This is a genomic window from Dielma fastidiosa (assembly GCF_003475485.1).
In the GTDB taxonomy this organism is placed as follows: domain Bacteria; phylum Bacillota_I; class Bacilli_A; order Erysipelotrichales; family Erysipelotrichaceae; genus Dielma; species Dielma fastidiosa.
Map to the genome: position 1 here is coordinate 1 of NZ_QRQL01000005.1, position 17,496 is coordinate 17,496.

The 17,496-nt window shown below is 42.4% G+C and carries 19 protein-coding genes; 8 read left to right on the forward strand and 11 right to left on the reverse strand.

The window, feature by feature from the left end; translation table 11 throughout:
* The 5 genes from DWZ33_RS11120 to DWZ33_RS11140 form a co-directional block, all read left to right on the forward strand.
* On the forward strand, window positions 1-339 hold a 339-nt coding region (locus tag DWZ33_RS11120), incomplete at its 5' end, for a PTS sugar transporter subunit IIA (RefSeq protein WP_118454861.1).
* A gap of 55 nt (window positions 340-394) precedes the next feature.
* The gene (locus tag DWZ33_RS11125) at window positions 395-1,855 is read left to right on the forward strand and encodes a PTS ascorbate transporter subunit IIC (RefSeq protein WP_022938477.1); all 1,461 of its coding nucleotides are present in this window, start codon (window positions 395-397) and stop codon (window positions 1,853-1,855) included.
* A gap of 41 nt (window positions 1,856-1,896) precedes the next feature.
* Window positions 1,897-2,187, forward strand: coding sequence for a PTS sugar transporter subunit IIB (locus DWZ33_RS11130; protein WP_022938476.1), 291 nt, complete (start codon window positions 1,897-1,899; stop codon window positions 2,185-2,187).
* 61 nt (window positions 2,188-2,248) lie between these two features.
* Window positions 2,249-3,052 (forward strand): Cof-type HAD-IIB family hydrolase, encoded by an 804-nt coding sequence (locus DWZ33_RS11135; protein ID WP_118454862.1) that lies wholly within the window; start codon window positions 2,249-2,251, stop codon window positions 3,050-3,052.
* A gap of 82 nt (window positions 3,053-3,134) precedes the next feature.
* Window positions 3,135-3,479, forward strand: a complete 345-nt coding sequence (locus DWZ33_RS11140) for a MazG nucleotide pyrophosphohydrolase domain-containing protein (protein WP_022938474.1) — start codon at window positions 3,135-3,137, stop codon at window positions 3,477-3,479.
* Window positions 3,480-3,548: 69 nt separating this feature from the next.
* Here DWZ33_RS11140 and DWZ33_RS11145 read toward each other — a convergent pair whose 3' ends face one another.
* The 4 genes from DWZ33_RS11145 to DWZ33_RS11160 are packed head-to-tail and all read right to left on the reverse strand — an operon-like array spanning window position 3,549 to window position 6,848.
* Window positions 3,549-4,484 (reverse strand): TPM domain-containing protein, encoded by a 936-nt coding sequence (locus tag DWZ33_RS11145; RefSeq protein WP_118454863.1) that lies wholly within the window; start codon window positions 4,482-4,484, stop codon window positions 3,549-3,551.
* Window positions 4,481-5,032, reverse strand: a complete 552-nt coding sequence (locus DWZ33_RS11150; RefSeq protein ID WP_118454864.1) for a hypothetical protein — start codon at window positions 5,030-5,032, stop codon at window positions 4,481-4,483. Before DWZ33_RS11150 ends, DWZ33_RS11145 begins: the two co-directional genes overlap by 4 nt.
* An 11-nt stretch (window positions 5,033-5,043) precedes the next feature.
* Complete coding sequence (locus DWZ33_RS11155) at window positions 5,044-6,183, reverse strand: toxic anion resistance protein (protein WP_022938471.1); 1,140 nt, start codon at window positions 6,181-6,183, stop codon at window positions 5,044-5,046.
* A gap of 11 nt (window positions 6,184-6,194) precedes the next feature.
* Window positions 6,195-6,848 carry a 5-bromo-4-chloroindolyl phosphate hydrolysis family protein gene (locus tag DWZ33_RS11160; protein ID WP_118454865.1) on the reverse strand — a complete coding sequence of 218 codons (654 nt, stop codon included), beginning with the start codon at window positions 6,846-6,848 and terminating at the stop codon, window positions 6,195-6,197.
* 169 nt (window positions 6,849-7,017) lie between these two features.
* Between DWZ33_RS11160 and DWZ33_RS11165 the strand changes: the two genes are divergently transcribed.
* Together DWZ33_RS11165 and DWZ33_RS11170 are read left to right on the forward strand one after the other, a co-directional pair.
* A complete protein-coding gene (locus DWZ33_RS11165; protein WP_118454866.1) occupies window positions 7,018-9,000 on the forward strand; it encodes an alpha/beta hydrolase family protein in 1,983 nt (660 codons plus the stop codon).
* A 2-nt stretch (window positions 9,001-9,002) separates the two neighbouring features.
* Window positions 9,003-9,347 (forward strand): NusG domain II-containing protein, encoded by a 345-nt coding sequence (locus DWZ33_RS11170; protein WP_022938468.1) that lies wholly within the window; start codon window positions 9,003-9,005, stop codon window positions 9,345-9,347.
* A gap of 81 nt (window positions 9,348-9,428) precedes the next feature.
* On the opposite strand, the gene DWZ33_RS11175 is transcribed toward DWZ33_RS11170, so the two are convergent.
* The 5 genes from DWZ33_RS11175 to DWZ33_RS11195 all read right to left on the reverse strand — a co-directional run bounded on the left by DWZ33_RS11175 (window position 9,429) and on the right by DWZ33_RS11195 (window position 14,193).
* Window positions 9,429-9,911, reverse strand: a complete 483-nt coding sequence (locus tag DWZ33_RS11175; protein WP_022938467.1) for a PTS sugar transporter subunit IIA — start codon at window positions 9,909-9,911, stop codon at window positions 9,429-9,431.
* Window positions 9,912-9,981: 70 nt separating this feature from the next.
* On the reverse strand, window positions 9,982-11,208 hold the full coding sequence (locus tag DWZ33_RS11180; protein WP_022938466.1) for a class I SAM-dependent rRNA methyltransferase: 1,227 nt from the start codon (window positions 11,206-11,208) through the stop codon (window positions 9,982-9,984).
* Window positions 11,209-11,276: 68 nt separating this feature from the next.
* Entirely contained in the window at window positions 11,277-11,768 is a 492-nt protein-coding gene (locus tag DWZ33_RS11185) for a hypothetical protein (protein ID WP_118454867.1), read from the reverse strand.
* Window positions 11,752-12,618 (reverse strand): hypothetical protein, encoded by an 867-nt coding sequence (locus DWZ33_RS11190; RefSeq protein WP_118454868.1) that lies wholly within the window; start codon window positions 12,616-12,618, stop codon window positions 11,752-11,754. The genes DWZ33_RS11185 and DWZ33_RS11190 overlap by 17 nt, the downstream gene beginning before the upstream one ends.
* A gap of 9 nt (window positions 12,619-12,627) precedes the next feature.
* The gene (locus tag DWZ33_RS11195; protein ID WP_022938463.1) at window positions 12,628-14,193 is read right to left on the reverse strand and encodes an IS1096 element passenger TnpR family protein; all 1,566 of its coding nucleotides are present in this window, start codon (window positions 14,191-14,193) and stop codon (window positions 12,628-12,630) included.
* A 175-nt stretch (window positions 14,194-14,368) separates the two neighbouring features.
* Here DWZ33_RS11195 and DWZ33_RS11200 point away from each other — a divergent pair, with 175 nt between their 5' ends.
* The gene (locus tag DWZ33_RS11200) at window positions 14,369-15,256 is read left to right on the forward strand and encodes a GGDEF domain-containing protein (RefSeq protein ID WP_182425665.1); all 888 of its coding nucleotides are present in this window, start codon (window positions 14,369-14,371) and stop codon (window positions 15,254-15,256) included.
* A gap of 64 nt (window positions 15,257-15,320) precedes the next feature.
* Here the strand turns inward: DWZ33_RS11200 and DWZ33_RS11205 are convergent, their stop codons facing one another.
* Both DWZ33_RS11205 and proB read right to left on the reverse strand, forming a co-directional pair.
* Window positions 15,321-16,565 carry a glutamate-5-semialdehyde dehydrogenase gene (locus DWZ33_RS11205; protein WP_118454870.1) on the reverse strand — a complete coding sequence of 415 codons (1,245 nt, stop codon included), beginning with the start codon at window positions 16,563-16,565 and terminating at the stop codon, window positions 15,321-15,323.
* On the reverse strand, window positions 16,562-17,332 hold the full coding sequence (gene proB, locus DWZ33_RS11210) for a glutamate 5-kinase (protein ID WP_022938460.1): 771 nt from the start codon (window positions 17,330-17,332) through the stop codon (window positions 16,562-16,564). Before proB ends, DWZ33_RS11205 begins: the two co-directional genes overlap by 4 nt.
* Between the last annotated feature and the right edge of the window lie 164 nt (window positions 17,333-17,496).

The following is a 17,496-nucleotide window of genomic DNA, read 5'->3' on the forward strand; positions in this document are numbered from 1 at the left end:
GTGTATGTAGAAGCGGTCATCAATTGTGTAAAGAAATACGGACCGTATATCATCATCGCACCAAACATCGCGATGCCGCACAGTACGGAAGGCGCCGAAGGCGTCAATGAGACAGCGATCTGCTTCATGAAAGTGGAAGAGCCGGTACATTTTGATCCTGAGGACCCAGAGAAGGACGCGCGGTTGTTCTTCGTATTAGCGAGTGCGGATCATGAGAAGCATTTGGAGAACATGATGCGGTTAAGTGAAATGTTAATGAATGAGGAATTAGTCGAAGAGCTGCTGGAAGCCAAGAGCAAGGAAGATCTTCTGGCCATCGATAAGAAGTATTATCAATAATAGTTATAAAGAACGTAAGTTCTAAGGATATAACAAAAAAGAAAGGGATGAATTTATGGATTTTTTATTAAACATTTGGTCGTTTTTTGCGAGCAACATTCTCACTCAGCCAGCCTACTTCATCGGGCTGATCGTATTGATTGGTTACCTCTTACTGAGAAAACCGATTTATGAAGCATTTGCCGGATTTATCAAGGCAACCGTTGGTTATATGATTTTGTCTGTTGGTTCTGGCGGCTTGGTTAACAACTTCCGTCCGATCCTGGTTGGTTTAAAAGATCGTTTTAATCTTGATGCGATGGTTATTGACCCTTATTTCGGTCAGAATGCTGTACAAGCAGCTATGGAAAATATCGGCAGAACATTCTCTGACGTAATGATCCTGCTGTTAATTGCATTTATTTTCAACCTGATTCTTGTTCGTTTAAAGAAGTATACAAAAATGCGTGCCGTATTTACTACTGGACACGTTCAGATGCAGCAGGCATCAACAGCTTTCTGGCTGATCCTGTTCTGCTTCCCAAGCTTAGGCAGCACGCCAATGCTGATTTTGATGGGTGTATTACTTGGTTTATATTGGGCAGTTGCATCTAATTTAACTGTTGAAATTACTCAAGATCTGACTGAGGGCGGCGGCTTCTGCGTTGCTCACCAGCAAATGTTTGGTTTGGCATTATTCTCTAAATTATCTGAGAAAATGTTCGGCGGTAAGAATTCACAAAAACTTGAAGATATTAAATTCCCAGGTTTCTTATCTATCTTTAATGAAAATATGGTTGCGACAGCCGTATTGATGACTTTATTCTTTGGTGCTATCTTATTAGTATTAGGTAAGCCTTATATGGTTGAAGCTGGATTCATCGCAGAATCACAGAATTTCTTCTTCTATATTATGACAACTTCATTGAACTTTGCTGTTTATCTGGCAATCCTGCAATTAGGTGTTCGTACCTTCGTTACTGAGCTGACAAACTCATTCCAAGGTATTTCAAACAGCTTCCTGCCAGGTGCTGTTCCAGGTATCGACTGCGCGGCTACTTATGGTTTTGGTTCACCAAACGCTGTAACTGTTGGTTTCTTATTCGGTGCTGCTGGTCAGTTCTTAGCGATTATCGCTTTGATTTTACTGAAATCACCAACGTTAGTAATCGCTGGTTTCGTTCCAGTATTCTTCGATAATGCGACTATTGCTGTATTTGCTAATAACAAAGGCGGCGTTAAGGCTGCTATGCTGATGCCATTCATCGCTGGTTTATGTCAGGTATTTGGTTCCGCTATCATCGCAAGCTGGGTAGGACTGGCTGCATACGGCGGTTACCTCGGTATGTTTGACTGGGCAGTTGTATGGCCGATCTTCACAGTATTAATGAAGTTCCTGAGCTACGCGGGTGTTGCTGTTGTAATTATCATTCTGATTGCTATCCCTCAGCTGCAATATCGCGCACATCCAGATACTTACTTCCTGATTACTGAAGATTATGATGCTTATCTGGAAAAAGTAAACGCTAAAAAATAGATTTAGTGATATAATTAGGTTAAATAGGAGGTATTGCTTAAATGGTTAAAATTTTGGTTGCCTGTGCGAACGGTGCAGGAACAAGCTTAATGATGAAAATGCGTGTTGAAAAAGCAACGAAGGATCTGGGAATTCAAGTTCAGACGATCCATCACTGCTCATTATCAGAAGGGAAGAGCGCAGCAACTCAGTATGATGTTGTGTTCTGTCCGCTGAATTTTGTCAGCATGTTTGATGACGCTGCTAAAAAAGGCGTTAAAATCTGCGGCATGAAGAATGTGCTTTCAGATAAGGAAGCAAAAGAATTATTAACTGCTGCGGGCATTGAATAATTAGTTAAACAGAGGATATCGGGGCAAGCCGATATCCTTTTAAAAAGGAAAGGGGGCTTCTATGAGTATTCGTCTGATCGCTTCTGATTGTGATGGCACATTACTTGATGATGATAAAAAAATCGACGCGGGAATGAGTGAGGTATTGCCCTTGCTGCGCAAGCAAGGCATTGAATTTACTTTGGCGACCGGCAGAAATATGGAAATCGTTATGCCCTTTGTGAAGGCGCTGGATCTGCGGGTGCCGATTATTACCAACGGCGGCGCGGAAATCTATGATGGTGAACGTTTTATTGTGAAGCATGCCCTTGCTTTGAATGATTTGCTGCCGATTATCGAGATTTTAGAGAAATACCGTATCCGCAGTGTTTATTATAGCAATGACTGCTTATATACACGTTATGCTGATGCGGTAAATCAATACTTTCTGAATCGCATGAATGGCAAGGTTGAAGTTAAAGAACTGCATGACCCCGCATGTTTGATTAAAATGGAGCTGTTTAAGATTGTAATCATTGAAACAGATCCGCAGCTGCTTGCGCTTGCTGCTGCCTTTATCAATACATTAAGCAGTACACATTGTCTGATTGCGGAAGATAATTTATGTACTATTACCCATATTCAGGCATCAAAAGGGAAGGCGCTGATGGCTTTGGCTGAGCGCTTAAATATTGATTTTGATGATGTGGCGGTAATCGGTGATAATCATAATGACTTGTCGATGTTTGAATGTTTTGCGAACAGCGCGGCCATGGGCAATGCATCATCAGTTATCAAAGAGAAGGCCCGCTATATCACCGAGGATAATAATCATCAAGGTGTATCAGCATTTTTATGGCGGGTGTTAAAGGGAGAAGTGGGTTAGCTTCTCTTTTTGAATGCAGACTTGTTTTATTTAATTGCCAATGGTAAGATGATGTCAACTAAATCAGATGGAGGAATTGGCTGTGAATATTACAATTGAAGAATTACAGGCATATTTGTATGATCATTATAAAGATGGCGGCATTGATCAAAGCTTATTTATGAAGCTGGTGGAGGAAGTTGGCGAGACTGCGGAAGTCTTAAATAAAAAGGCCGGCAGAAAATCAGCGGGTGAGGAAGATCTGCAGGCGCAATTGGGGAATGAATTAGCCGATGTGATTCATTATGTGCTGGCTATTGCTGCCCTCAATGGACTTGATATGAATGATATTATCATTGAAAAAGATAAGAAAGCATCAATAAAGTATCATCATGAAACAAATTTAGAGCAGTTTGTCATGCAGCTGCGAAAGGATAAAAAAGCATAAGTTATCAAGGGAGAAGCGTTTTTGCTTCTCTTTTTGCATGAAAAAAACCCTTTGAATCAAAGGGTTTAATTAATGTCTGCCAGCGCCGCCGCCTCTTGAGGAACCGCCGCCGAAGGACCTCCCGCCAGAAGATCTGCCGCCGCCAAAGGATCTGCCGCCGGAAGACCTGCCGCCGCCAAAGCTTGAAGAACCACCGCCGAAGCCGCCGCCTCTTGGCGGACGCGGTCCGCGGTCATGCCGGTCATAATGATCATGATGGTCATGGTGAATGATTACATGCGGGCCGAAGAAGCCGCCCCAGTAAGGACGTCTACGCACATAACCACGCGGCCGGGTAAAGGCACTGATAAAGCTAAGCACAATACTAAATACAACAATTAATACAAAGATACCTAACAGCAAGGAGAAGATACCTACACTGCTTGATCGATGTGAACTGGTACTGGAACTGGAATTGCTGTTATAATGACTGTTATCATTATAAATTGGCTCCTGAATAATCGGTGTGCCGCTGCTGTCCTTTACCAGATCATAGATGGCATTAAAGGTTTTGCTGACCCCCGCTGAATAATCACCGCTTGCGAAATCAGGTTCAAGATATTCATTCAGCAGCAATTTAATTCTGCCGGCGGATAAGAGGTTGCTTAAACCATCACCCGCAAGACAATAATAATTATCCTCACCGATAGCCAGCAGCAATAAGACGCCGTTGTTGCTTTCTGCTGAACCGATTCCCCATTGATTAAAGAGATCATAGGCATAATCTTCAATATTGGCACCGTCAAGGAAATCAACGGTTACTACTGCGATCTGAACGCCGTTCTTTTCTTCAAGCTCAAGATTGGCATTGATGATTTCTTCCTCAACCTCACGATCAATCACATCCGCATAATCACTGACATACAGATCATCACTGGGTTCAGGAATCGTATAGGCGTGGACCGCTAATGGTGAAAGCAGCATCAGCATAAAGGCAAATATTAAAGCAATGCGATTTTTTTTCATTGGCTGCCTCCTGAGAAACAACTTAACTCAACCCCGCTTATTCGATAGAGAATCGAAGCAGGAAAGCCTGTCGTTTGTTTCAAATATTCTTCAACTGTATCATGATATGGACTCTTATCGATCATATCGTTGAGTCCTCTGAAATCATAGGTTAAACTGATTCGATAATTTTCATCACGTTCACTCAGCGCCATCGCTGTCAGCTTATCCGAAAGGGCAAAGAAAGCCTCATCCAGCTTGGCGTTGGCACTTTCTTTAGCCTTGATCGAAGCCGCATCTGTTAAGCTTTCAATTGCCTGCTTCAGCGCTGTGATTTCATCAAATCCATTTTTCTGATATTTTTCAGCGATAAAGATCAGATTTTTTGCTGTGGAAATCTTACTTTCCAGATCCGCAGCGATACTGGCACCGTCCACCCCTTCATAAAACATTGCTTCTGCTGCCTTGCTGTAAGACGCGAAGGTGATCCGGCTTTTAAATCCGCTGACACCTAGGATCAGTACCAGAACAATCAAAAGGGCTGTACTGCGTTTTTTCAATTGTTCCATTTTTATCACTCCTATAAATTGATTTCCGTAAGCTTCTGTTTCAATTCGCCCTCAATGCGGCCCAATTCAGCTTCTGCTTCACGGCGTTTAGTACGTCCCTCAGCCTGAATTTTCATCACCTCATCGAGTGTTTCAATCAGCTTCTTATTTGTATTCTGCAGCGTTTCGATATCAACAATACCGCGCTCGCTTTCCTTCGCTGTCGCAATTGTGCCGACCTTTAACGTTTCCGCATTCTTACGCAGTAAATCATTTGTCATATCGGTAACCGCCCGCTGGGCTTCCATAGCCTGGCGTGAATTTTCAACGCCCAGTGCCAGAACCATCTGACTCTTCCAAAGCGGAATTGTGTTGACTAATGAAGACTGAATTTTTTCAGCCATCATCGTATCATTATTCTGTACCAGACGAATCTGCGGTGCCATTTGAATTGAAATCATTCTTGTCAATTCAAGATCATGCAGCTTCTTCTCAAAACGCGTACAGAATGCCGCGTAATCATTAGCCCGCTGTGCGTCCTCCGGCAGACCGCTCTTTTCCGCCTGTGCAACCAGCTTTGGCAGCTCTTCATTTTGTGCCTGCGCGAGCTTTTTCTTGCCGGCCAGGATATAAAGGGATAGTTCTTTAAAATTCTGAAGATTCAGCTCATACATCTGATCCAGCATCGCAATATCCTTCATCAGCTGAATCTGATGCTTTTCAAGTACAGCGATAATCTTTTCAACATTGGCATCAGCCTTGTCATACTGAGCCTTTAGCTGAGTAATCTTATTTGACTGTTTCTTAAAGAAACCAAAGAAACCGTTATTTTCTTCATTATCAATTTCAAAACCCTTTAATTCAGTAACCAGACTGGTCAGTGATTCACCGACTTCACCTAGATCCTTTGTTTTTACTTTATCCAGTGCTGACTGAGAAAATGTTGAAATCTTAGTCTGAGCAGCGGCTCCGTATTGGAGGATTACATTTGAATTAGTCAAATCGATCTTTTCCGCAAAATCATTGACCAGCTGGCGCTCTTCTTCACTCAGCGTTTCTTCATCAAGCTGTACCGGTTTTATTTCCTTTACCGGTTCACTGACTTCTTCTGCCTTCAGATCTTCAGTTGGATCTAATGTCAAGGTAGGTAATACACTCTTCTTTTCTTCCATGTTCGTTCTCCTTATCGAATTTTTTCATCAAGCAGTCCCTGCTGCTTCATCAAGGTTTCAAGCACTTGAACATCACTGCTGATATCCATGGCTTCATCACTGTAAAGCAGGTCAACTTGTTTTTCAATTGCTTCCGCGCCGATTTCAGCGGATCGTTTGATTTGCGCGATCGTATTCTTTACCTGCTCGCCCTGCATCTCGATATCCTCAAGCTTGTCATAGGAATGAAACAGCTTGATCAGCGTCGGCAGATAATAGCTGAATAATTTACGCACTTTATTTACCGCCATCGGATGTTCATTCAGATAGTCATAAATATTGCCTACCGCTTTTTCAATGCGGCGAATCTGCGCGCTTACAGTTTCATCGGCTATCATTTCATCACACTCACGCAGCTGGGCAAGAATGTCCGATCGTTCACTTTGCAGCTTAAGATTGGCAGCCTCCTGTTCAGATTCAGGTACCATGGTGGTTTCAGTAATCACTTCTGGTTTGAATTTAACCTTTTCTGAAATCACATAGGTCAATAAAGCGGCTGCGATACAGATCAGATAATCGGAAAGCTGGGTCATCTTTAAAAAACAGGCAAGGATGATCCAAACCAGACCGCCCAGATAGATCGGCATGGCACTTTTCTTAACCCTGGTCGTGGTTTTCTTTATCATTAGCTTCACCTTCGCTTCTATTCATTATTTTACCATTCTAACACTTGTTTTACCATCTAAGTTACAAGAATGTTATACTATTTTTGCCTCATTTGGCGTTTTTTTGCCGGATGCTTGGAAATAGAGTTAGAATGGGTTATAATATGAAAAGTGAAAAAGAGGTTAAATTATGGAAAAATTGCAATTAAAAGATTTTCTGAATTATGCTTATATTTCAAATTTAAAGTCATCGGATGATAAAGAACGCCTGGCATTTGTCGTTTCTGCTGCCAATGCTGATACTAACGGTTATGATCAAAATATATATGTTCTTGATCAAGATGTCAGACAGTTAACCAGCGGCAATCATGAAGCGGGTTTTATTTGGGAGGATAATGATCATCTCTTATTTAAGGCGATGCGTGATGAGGCAGATAAAAAGAAGGCTGCTGATGGTGAAGAACTGAGCGTATTCTACCGCATATCAACGCATGGCGGTGAAGCGGTTAAGGCGTTTGAAGTGCCTTATACAGTTACAGCTTATGAAAAATTAGATGCAGACCGCTATTTAATGTGTGTGAATTATAATTTGAATTACTCAATGATGGCGGAGTTGAATGATGAGGAGAAACAAAAGCTGCTGAAACAGAAAAAAGCGGATCAGGCAGTTGAGGTTGTGGATGAGCTGCCGTTCTATTTTAATGGCGCTGGCTTTGTCAATAAGACACGTTCCCGTCTGATGCTGTACAGTGTGTCTGATCAGTCAGTGAAATGGCTGACACCATTACATATGGATGTGAGCGGCATCAATTTGCATCCACAGAAAAATAAAGTGCTTTTCTCAGCGGTTACATATCTTGTACAGCCTAATTTGCAGGCAGGTATTTACTGCATCGACTTAAATGATCAAACGATGGAAGAATTATATCCGGAAGGCCGTCATGATATTGCGCAGGTTTGCTTCTTCGATGATGAAATCTTAGTTTTAGCGGCTGGCAATGATCGTTATGGTTTAAATGAGAACCCTGAATTTTATTTGCTGAAAGAGGGAAATCTTGAACTGCTGGCGCATAATGAAGATGCGGTAGGCAGCAGTGTGGGCAGTGACTGCCGTTATGGCGGCGGTAAGATGTCATTCGTAAAGAATGGTAAATTCTATTTTGTAACGACACGACGCAATGCTTCACATCTTTATTCCTTAGATCATAAAGGCAATATTGAACCGGTATTTACAGAAGAGGGTTCCTTGGACTGCATCGCTGAGTATCAGGATGGCATTGCCGCTGCGGCCATGCTTCAGGGCAAGCTTCAGGAAGTGTATATGCTTAAGGATGCGGGTATTCAGCTGAGTGCTTTAAACGAAAAGGCGCTGAAGGATAAATATGTCGCTGATTATGAAAAAATAACGTTTGAAAATGATGGTGTTGATTTAGACGGCTGGGTTTTAAAACCCTATGACTATGATCCGAATAAGAAATATCCGGCTATTTTGGATATTCACGGCGGACCTAAGACAGTTTATGGGGAAGTGTTCTATCATGAAATGCAGGTTTGGGCTTCTGAGGGGTACTTTGTGTTCTTCATGAATCCGCGCGGCGGAGATGGACGCGGTAATGCGTTTGCTGATATCCGCGGTAAATACGGTACGATCGATTATGATGATTTAATGAAATTTACCGATGTTGTGCTTGAAAAATATCCGGCCATCGACCCAGCTCGGCTTGGTGAAACCGGCGGCAGCTACGGCGGCTTCATGAGTAACTGGATCATTGGTCATACTGACCGTTTTGCGGCTGTGGCTTCACAGCGTTCAATCGCTAACTGGGTTGGCTTCAATGGCACCAGTGATATCGGTCCGCATTTTTCCAAGGATCAGTGCGCGGGCGATGTATGGGAAGATATGGAGAAATTATGGTGGCATTCACCATTAAAATATGCAGATAAGGCTAAAACGCCAACCCTGTTCATTCATTCTGATGAGGACTATCGCTGTCCGATTTCCGAAGGCTATCAAATGGCTTCGGCTTTGATGCAGCATGGTGTGCCAACCCGTTTGGTTGTGTTCCATGGTGAAAATCATGAGCTGAGCCGCGGCGGCAAACCGCTGAACCGCATCCGCCGTTTAGAGGAAATCACAAACTGGATGGATAAGTATTGTAAAGGATCGGAGTAACTATGAGTAAAAAAGATTTGAAGTTTGTAGGTATTATTGTAGCTGTTGCGGCGCTGATCGGTGTGATTATGCTGGTTGTGAAACTGACGAGCAAGCCGAAAGAGCTGGGTATCGTCCAGCATGGTGAGGAAGTGATCCTGACTTTTGATATCGCGAAAGACGCAACCTATGATTTTGAAGGTGATTACGGTAAAATGACACTTGAGGTCAAGGATCACAAGTTTAGAGTTATCGATGTCGAATGTCCAAACCATCTATGTGAACAGATGGGGTGGATTGATTCTGAATCGCTGATTCCTATCGTTTGTCTGCCAAATGGTATAATGGTCAGCAGTGCGATGGAATAAAAAGTCATCATGAATGATTAAAATGAAGGTACAGCAGTTGCTGTGCCTTTTATTATGATAAAAAAAACCGCGTCTGCGGTTTTATCGGTATTCAACAACTACCGTTTCGCCTGCTTTCACATCCATGTCATGATGATAAGCAAGAATCTCATAGTCTGTATAATTTACAATAATCATCGGTGTATCCAAGGAAACACCTTTGCTTTCCGCAAATGCACGGTCAATTTTTAAAAGCGGCGTTCCCATTTTCACATGATCGCCGACCTGTGCCAGCTGCGTAAATCCTTCACCCTTTAAATCCACGGAATCAAGTCCGATATGAATCAGTACCTCAACACCATTATCCAGCTTTAAACCAATCGCGTGTTTGGTTTTAGGAAACAGGCAGATTTCACCATCCGCCGGTGCTACGACAACATCGCCGCTTGATCTGACAGCAATACCGTCACCCATCATTTTCTGAGCAAACACTGGGTCCTTGACTTCTTCCAAGCTCATCGTATGTCCGTCGATGGGCGCTGCTAAATGATAAACAGCCTTATTTTTTTTGAATAGATTAAACATATTTGCCTCTCATTGCCCCTACTTGGCATATTCCATAATACTAGCAGTTGTAAACGTTGTCAATGAGTTTTTAAACGACTTGAAAAATAAAGAATTTCAGGTAATTCGTCTCCGGCACATTCCATAAAATCGGGTGATCCCACGCCTGATGGTAAACGGCAATCTGACGCAGCTGAACTGCCGCATCCTCCGCCGCATCATGCAGCATTTGTTTAAATAATCCCTCGTTCATAAAATGGGAGCAGGAACAAGTGGCCAGATAACCGCCGCGGGGCAGCAGCTTCATCGCTTTGGTGTTGATTTCCTTATAACCCTTTGTCGCGTTGCGCACGGTTTCACGGCTTTTAGTAAAGGCCGGCGGGTCAAGAATAATGAAATCAAACTCTTTGCTGCGGCTCTTGATCAATTCATCAAGTAAATCAAAGACATCACAGCAGCGGTATTCTACATTTAAATGATTGGCTTTGGCATTCTTTTCCGCCATTGCGATGGCTGATTCAGATATATCTACGGATACAACACGTTCTGCGCCGCCCTTTGCCGCATTTAAACCAAAGCTGCCGGTATGTGTAAAGCAATCCAGTACATGCTTGCCCTGAGTCAGCTTGGAAATAGCTAGACGGTTATATTTTTGATCGAGGAAGAAGCCGGTTTTCTGACCGTTTTCCACATCAACATCATAGGTTATGCCATTTTCACAGATCTGGGTAAACGCTGTTTTTGGCGCTGTTGGCAGTTCTTCACAAAGAAACCAGCCCTTGTTTTGATCTAACCCCTCCAGCTCACGGATTGCCACATCATTGCGTTCATACAAACCATCGATGATCTGCCCGTCTTCACGCAGGATTCTGATCAGCATCGGAAACAGTTTATGCTTAATTTTCTCAATGCCCAGCGACAGTGTCTGCGTAACTAAAAAATTATTGAAACGATCCACGGTCAGTCCCGGAAAGAAATCCGCTTCACCAAATATGATCCGGCAGTTTGTAATATCTGACTGCATGACTGTCTTACGATATTCCCAGGCATGGCGCAGCCGCCGTTCATAAAAGGCATCATCAAATCGATCATTCGCATTGCGTGAAATGATGCGGATTCTGATCTTTGACTTTTCACTGATAAATCCACTGCCTAAATATTTATTCTTTAATGAAAAGACATCTACCAGATCGCCGTTTTCATAATTGCCTTCGACATTTAAAACCTCCTGTTCAAATACCCAGGGGTGATTGCTTTGAATGCTTTTCTTTGCTTTATCACTAACGGTAACCACCGCTAAATTTAACTCTCTGTTCATTCTGTATCTCCTTTTACCGGCCTATTATACCACATTCCATAAGCATAAAAACAGCGCCGATGACGCTGTTAATGACTTTCTTCACATAAAGCGAACGGCTGCAGTTCAAAAGGCTCAAACTGCTTCTGCAAAGCCGCCAGCTTCTTTAGATTCACTTCTTCATCATACTCACTGCTTTGCTGCTGATCGAGTATCTGTGAGATGATCGCGGAGGTTGCTTTATTCAGGGTGCATGTTTTCATACCGTTGATCACACTGTTTTTATCAAGCAGAACGAAACAGAAGTTGTAGCAGTCGGCTTTCACAAAGGCTTCCTCATCATGAATATTAAAATAGAAATCACTGGTTTCAATCACACCGTCAACACTCAGCAGGAAAATCAGCTGATCACTTTTATTAACAATTTGAATCAGCATCTTTTTATTCTTAAATAGCTTTAATTCAGTATCTGACCAGAATTCATCCGCCATAACGGCATAAAATGTATTATCCTCAAAACTGATATAAGTTCCTGCCTCACTAAATTCCACAGGAAATTTTTCATTAATCTTCAGCTGCATAACTACCTCCCGCCAGTTTATTTACCTGGGCATTCTTTGATATTTCATAGCTTTTCGCATAAAGCTCATCAATAACACAATCATCCTTGATAATCGCATGATCAGCAATCACGATTTTCGCATCACAATTCTCTAAAATCAATGTTTTAGCCTCGATTCGATCCACATGCATATGACTTGTCTCAAACTGCTTATTAACCAAATCACGGTAATCCGCCATGGAAATGATATCGTCAAAGATTGAGCGATCCTTCAGCTTGTTGGCAATAATCAGCTTATCGGCTTTTAATTCTGTCACAAATGTATTGAAATAAGGCCGGATATACATTACCTCAGCCTGTATGGCTGGTATGTAGAAGGGCGCAAAGCTGATGAAATGACCGCATTCAATGGCTTTGGCGCATTCTAAAAAATACTTATTTAAGATATTGATATAATTAAACTCATAATCCAAAACACTGCTTGTATAATTCTCATAAGTTACCGCCGCGATACTGCCGCTGATTTTGCGGCTGCCTAAGGAGGTACCGTCTTTACTTGAAGCATTGCGGAAAACCTTACAGGTGGTACGGTCAAAGCTTGCTAAACCCATAGCGGTAATCGTTAAGGCGCGTACCTTTTCCTTCATTGTACATTCACTGAAGCTGAGACAGTCATGAATCATTGAATTTTCAATGGTACAGGGTCCCATTGCTTTCAGACGTTCAATCTCACAGCCGCTGATTAAACAGCTGTCACCGGCTTTAACCTTCTCGACATAGCTTTCAGTAATGGTCAGCGGCTCCGAGGAGGAAATTTTACGCTTAACCATTTTAAATCGTCCAAACTGCTGAAATTCACTCTTTTTCATAGAACCTCCTCAGCTTAATTTTTTATAATCAATCGCTGGTTCTTCTAATTCATCTTCAAGCGCATCGATCAATTCATCGATGTGATTGTTTAAATCATCAAATTCTTCATCACTCATCTGTTCATAGAAATTAATCATATCTTCATCAAGACCTGCTTGTTTCATCTGCGCTACAATCATTTCGCGGCTCAGGGAATCATCATCAAATACCTCATCAAAGTAAGTTGAAATCACATGGTCATCAAGCCATTCTAAGTGATCCTCAACGATGATATTTGTCCCTAATTCCGCAAAGGGCTCAAGGATACTGCTCATATTGCTGTCGCGGACTTTGATTGTTTGATAAGGGCCATGCCAGATCATTCGATTCAGCAGCATATCCACAATGTTGTAAGCAATAGTTTTTAATGAACAGTTCTCTAAGCGCATCTCTTCAATATTCTCTTCATCGGCAATCAGCAGGAGTACCGGATAGAAATCATTCTCACTCCGTGCCTCTTCATCATACACGCTTACGACATCGATTTCAATCGTGTCATACAATTTTTCCGCATTCAAACTCAGCGGATCAAAATCCAAATCAAGACCAAACGGATGGACAGTCAAGGATAACGGATGAATCGTATAGCCGCCTTTAAGATCGATGCTGATCTGTGACTTTTCCAATTTGACAGCATTGCGTGCCAGTTCACTGATGACACTGACCATTTTTGTAAAGGCATCGGTAAAATGAATCAATTCTTCAATTTTCAAAATCTGATGCGGATTAAAAACGTTGCAGCGAGTCAGCATGCCGCCGTAAGTATTGCTGGAAAAATCATAGATTGAGCGATCCTCACGATAATCCAATCGTTTAATCGTCATTGTCAGCGTATCATGATAGCGTATGGCACTGTAATCCATGGCATTTACATTCATATTCACAAACTGAATCAGCTTGTCTTCATTGGCATAGGCATCAATAATCACTTCATCTTCACAGATACTGGCAAAATAGAACGTGCGGTTCTGCGGAGTTTGAACTTCATAGATCGCGTTATACATACTGTCCTGCCAATTTTTAATGGCTGTCAATGTCTTAAACGCAGCATTGATGCGCACACGGCATTCGGTTTCAACGTGATGGCCGCGAAAGGCACCTAAAACAAGGTTGCACCAGCCTTGATTAAATAATGTGCGCTCTTCTTTAAAATTACCGTGCAGAATGCCTTCATAGAGGTTTTTGCCGCGATACGATAAAACTTCCGGTACATTACTCTTACGGTCAATAATATTGCTGACTTTGATTCTGAAATCAAAGGCTTCCAGAATATCATAATAGTAATGAAAAGTATCGTTAAGCTTAAGGCGAAGGAGCTTGGCAGAGGCCGGTTTACTGTGGGTACCGGAACTGATCTCATGGATGAACATATTATTATCCAGCTTAAAGGTATAGTATTCAACATTATCAAGGCCAAACAGCAGCTGAATGATACGATGCAGCTCTTCATAGGTATATTGTGCAGGTATCAGACACTTGCGGCTAGCACTGACGCCATTATCAGAGATCGATATCGTTAATTCAAGAGTTTTCATATTAAGCTCCCCCTTAATGATTTTATTTTATCATATTTTATAGTAGTTATTTAGCGGATTTCCAAAACTTACAGAATTGATAGTCGAACTCAATGTAATTCTCATATTTTCATTTTCGACATGGTTCGCAAAATGGTTCTATATAATGTTAGTATGGGGATTGAAAGGAGTTATTATGAATGGACGTGTTTACCTGCTGATTATTATATTATTTACTATATTAATGGTTGTGTTTATTTATTTCATCATTCAAAATCAACGTCTTTATGCGATTAAAAGAAGACTGGATCATTATCATTTACTGGCTTCTAACTGTCAGTGGATTTTTTTTGAATATGACTGTGAAACTAAAACACTTGCCGGCATTAATCAGCGGATCAATATGAATTCATATATCGTACACAAGGAAGATGAAAAAAAGCTGGTGATGATTAATCAGCGAATCAAGAAGGGTGAGATGGTGCATGCCTGTCTCAGACTGATCAGCGGGAAAGAAATGCATTGGTATCAAGTTCATCTTCTGAAAACTGGTTTCATTATTATTGGGATGCTGATGAATATTGATGCCGAGCGTCAGGAGCAGGAACGCTTGAAAGAGCGGGCGAGTCTTGATCCGATGACGGGCTTTTATAATAAGGTTATCACCAAGCGGCTGATTGATGAGTGGCTGATGAGTGCTGACCGTCAGCATATTCACGCGCTGATGCTTTTGGATATCGATAATTTCAAAGCGCTTAATGATGAGCTTGGTCATTATTTCGGCGATGAGGTGCTGATTGGCTTTACCGAGCAGATTCGCCGGCTTTTTCGATCCAGTGATATTTTAGGGCGGATCGGCGGCGATGAATTTGTGATTTTTATGAAGGATGTCAGTGAATTCAAGATTCGGGAGAGAGCGTCACAAATCTGTGAATTCAGCTATCGGGATATCCGCATCTCGGTCAGTATCGGTGTTGCCTATGCCTTTAAGGATGGCGATAATTTTGAAACATTGTATGTTAAGGCGGATAAAGCAATGTATGAGGTAAAGCGATCTGGTAAGAATGGATATACAATTTGTTAATGTAAAAGGCTGCGGCTGCAAAAAAATCTTTGCAGGTCACAGCCTTTTTTGGATATTTAATTAATCATGAACGAATCAGATAATCAGCTTCGGCCTGATATTGAATGGTAGTCAGAGCTTTTAATCCCATTGGACCGCGGGCATGCAGCTTTTGGGTGGAGATGCCGATTTCACATCCCATGCCATATTCAAAGCCGTCAGAAAAACGGGTTGAAGCATTGACATAAACAGCCGCGGCATCGACGCCATTTAAAAACTCAGTGATGGCCTCAGGTGATTGCGCTAAGATACATTCACTGTGATGAGTACCATAGGTGTCAATGAAGGCTAAGACTTCCGCCATGCTGTCAACCACCTTGACAGCCAGCTTATAATCAAGAAATTCACAGGCATACAGCTGATCGTCAGCCGGCAGAGCCTCAATGAGCGAGCAGACAGTCTCATCGCCGTAATAGGTCATTGGATAAGCCTTGAGCTGCTGGACAAGCCGCGGCAGGAAGCTTGCGGCAACCGCCCTGTGTACTAATAAGTTCTCAATGCAGTTGCAGACGGAGATCCGCTGGCATTTCGCGTTTTCAACAAGCGGCAGTGCCTTATCTAAATCAGCGCTTTGATCAACATAAAGCGTATTGTTGCCGGTACCGGTCTGAATAACTGGCACTCTCGCATTATTTACGACACGTTCGATCAGTGATTTACCGCCGCGGGGAATGATGACATCAAAGATTTCATTCATCGTGAGCATTTCATCTACTAATGAACGGTCAGTGCTTTCAATCAATTGTATGCAGTGAGTGTCCAGCTGCTGATTGGGAAGGGCTTCCTGAATTACCTGAACTAAGGCTTTATTTGTGCAAAGCGCCTCCTTGCCGCCGCGCAGAATCATCGCATTGCCGCTTTTAATCGCTAAGGCTGCCGCATCAATAGTTACATTAGGGCGGCTTTCATAAATCATGCCGATGACACCTAACGGTACTGTTATGGCTTTAATCGTTAAACCGCTTGGTCTGGTTTCTTCTGAAATTAATTGATGCAAAGGATCAGGCTGATTAATTACCTCACGGATACCTTCACGCATGGCCTGAATGCGCTTTTCATCAATCATTAAACGATCAATCGTACTCGCCGGCAAGCCTTTTTCTTGAGCGGCCTGAATATCCTGCTGATTCGCTTCAATCAAGGCTTTAGTATGGGTCAGCAGCCGATGGCTGATATCTGCCAACACATTTGTGCGCTGTTCATTGGTTGTTTGGGCCAGCTGCTTGCCAGCTTTTTTCGCAAGTCTGCCCATCTGCAGTAAATCACTCATGATCCAATCCTCGTTCCTACCTGTTTGCCGGCAAATAATTCATAGAGCTGCTCCGGCTGCTGCCCTGACATGATAACCGTTGCGAACCCAGCCTGAATGCCCAGCTTAGCGGCGTGTATTTTAGTAGCCATCCCGCCGGTGCCTAATTTAGAGCCCGCCCCTTTCGCTAATGCTTCAATCTGATCATTCACTTCCGGTATTTCATGAATCAGCGCCGCATCAGGATTTTTATGCGGGTCATCATCATAAACACCGTCAATATCACTTAAAATTACCAACAGATCACCATGGATCAATTCACAGACCATGGCGGAAAGCGTATCATTATCACCTACGACAATTTCATCAACCGCCACTGTATCATTTTCATTTACAATCGGCAATACATTCATTGCCAGCAGGCGGGTAAACGTATTAATAACATAATCACGATTCAATACATCAAGGGTTAACAGCACTTGAGCTACAGTGTGGTTGTATTCCGCAAAATACTTATCATAGATATACATTAATTCACATTGACCTACTGCCGCGCATGCCTGCTTACCGCTTAGATCCTGCGGCTTCTCGGGCAGTCCAAGCTTACCGGCACCGATGCCGATCGCCCCGCTGCTGACTAAGACAATCTCTTTGCCGGCATTTTTCAAATCGGCGATGACTTTTACTAATCTTTCCATTCGCTGAATATTCAGCCGGCCCGTTTGATGGGCTAACGTTGAAGTCCCTATTTTAATCACGATGCGTTTCGCGTCTGCACAATTTTTCATTCACTCTTCCTCATAATTACTCTTTCTAACTTATAGATGTATTTTAGTATGAACCGCTTTAAATGTAAAGCGTGCATCTTAGCTTAAGGATATGTCAACTTGGCGGTATTCATTTGCCAAGGAAGCATTGTTTCGCTATGATATGGGTGTCAGCTGATAGGAGT

Excerpts from the sequence above, each read along its gene's own strand:
- DWZ33_RS11180 (WP_022938466.1), bottom strand. The coding sequence starts at position 11,208 with ATGAACAGAGAGTTAAATTTAGCGGTGGTTACCGTTAGTGATAAAGCA.
- DWZ33_RS11160 (WP_118454865.1), bottom strand. The coding sequence starts at position 6,848 with ATGATAAAGAAAACCACGACCAGGGTTAAGAAAAGTGCCATGCCGATC.
- DWZ33_RS11125 (WP_022938477.1), top strand. The coding sequence starts at position 395 with ATGGATTTTTTATTAAACATTTGGTCGTTTTTTGCGAGCAACATTCTC.
- DWZ33_RS11190 (WP_118454868.1), bottom strand. The coding sequence starts at position 12,618 with ATGAAAAAGAGTGAATTTCAGCAGTTTGGACGATTTAAAATGGTTAAG.
- proB (WP_022938460.1), bottom strand. The coding sequence starts at position 17,332 with ATGAAAAATTGTGCAGACGCGAAACGCATCGTGATTAAAATAGGGACT.
- DWZ33_RS11175 (WP_022938467.1), bottom strand. The coding sequence starts at position 9,911 with ATGTTTAATCTATTCAAAAAAAATAAGGCTGTTTATCATTTAGCAGCG.
- DWZ33_RS11185 (WP_118454867.1), bottom strand. The coding sequence starts at position 11,768 with ATGCAGCTGAAGATTAATGAAAAATTTCCTGTGGAATTTAGTGAGGCA.
- DWZ33_RS11150 (WP_118454864.1), bottom strand. The coding sequence starts at position 5,032 with ATGGAACAATTGAAAAAACGCAGTACAGCCCTTTTGATTGTTCTGGTA.
- DWZ33_RS11155 (WP_022938471.1), bottom strand. The coding sequence starts at position 6,183 with ATGGAAGAAAAGAAGAGTGTATTACCTACCTTGACATTAGATCCAACT.
- DWZ33_RS11130 (WP_022938476.1), top strand. The coding sequence starts at position 1,897 with ATGGTTAAAATTTTGGTTGCCTGTGCGAACGGTGCAGGAACAAGCTTA.
- DWZ33_RS11200 (WP_182425665.1), top strand. The coding sequence starts at position 14,369 with ATGAATGGACGTGTTTACCTGCTGATTATTATATTATTTACTATATTA.
- DWZ33_RS11195 (WP_022938463.1), bottom strand. The coding sequence starts at position 14,193 with ATGAAAACTCTTGAATTAACGATATCGATCTCTGATAATGGCGTCAGT.
- DWZ33_RS11135 (WP_118454862.1), top strand. The coding sequence starts at position 2,249 with ATGAGTATTCGTCTGATCGCTTCTGATTGTGATGGCACATTACTTGAT.
- DWZ33_RS11205 (WP_118454870.1), bottom strand. The coding sequence starts at position 16,565 with ATGAGTGATTTACTGCAGATGGGCAGACTTGCGAAAAAAGCTGGCAAG.
- DWZ33_RS11145 (WP_118454863.1), bottom strand. The coding sequence starts at position 4,484 with ATGAAAAAAAATCGCATTGCTTTAATATTTGCCTTTATGCTGATGCTG.
- DWZ33_RS11170 (WP_022938468.1), top strand. The coding sequence starts at position 9,003 with ATGAGTAAAAAAGATTTGAAGTTTGTAGGTATTATTGTAGCTGTTGCG.
- DWZ33_RS11165 (WP_118454866.1), top strand. The coding sequence starts at position 7,018 with ATGGAAAAATTGCAATTAAAAGATTTTCTGAATTATGCTTATATTTCA.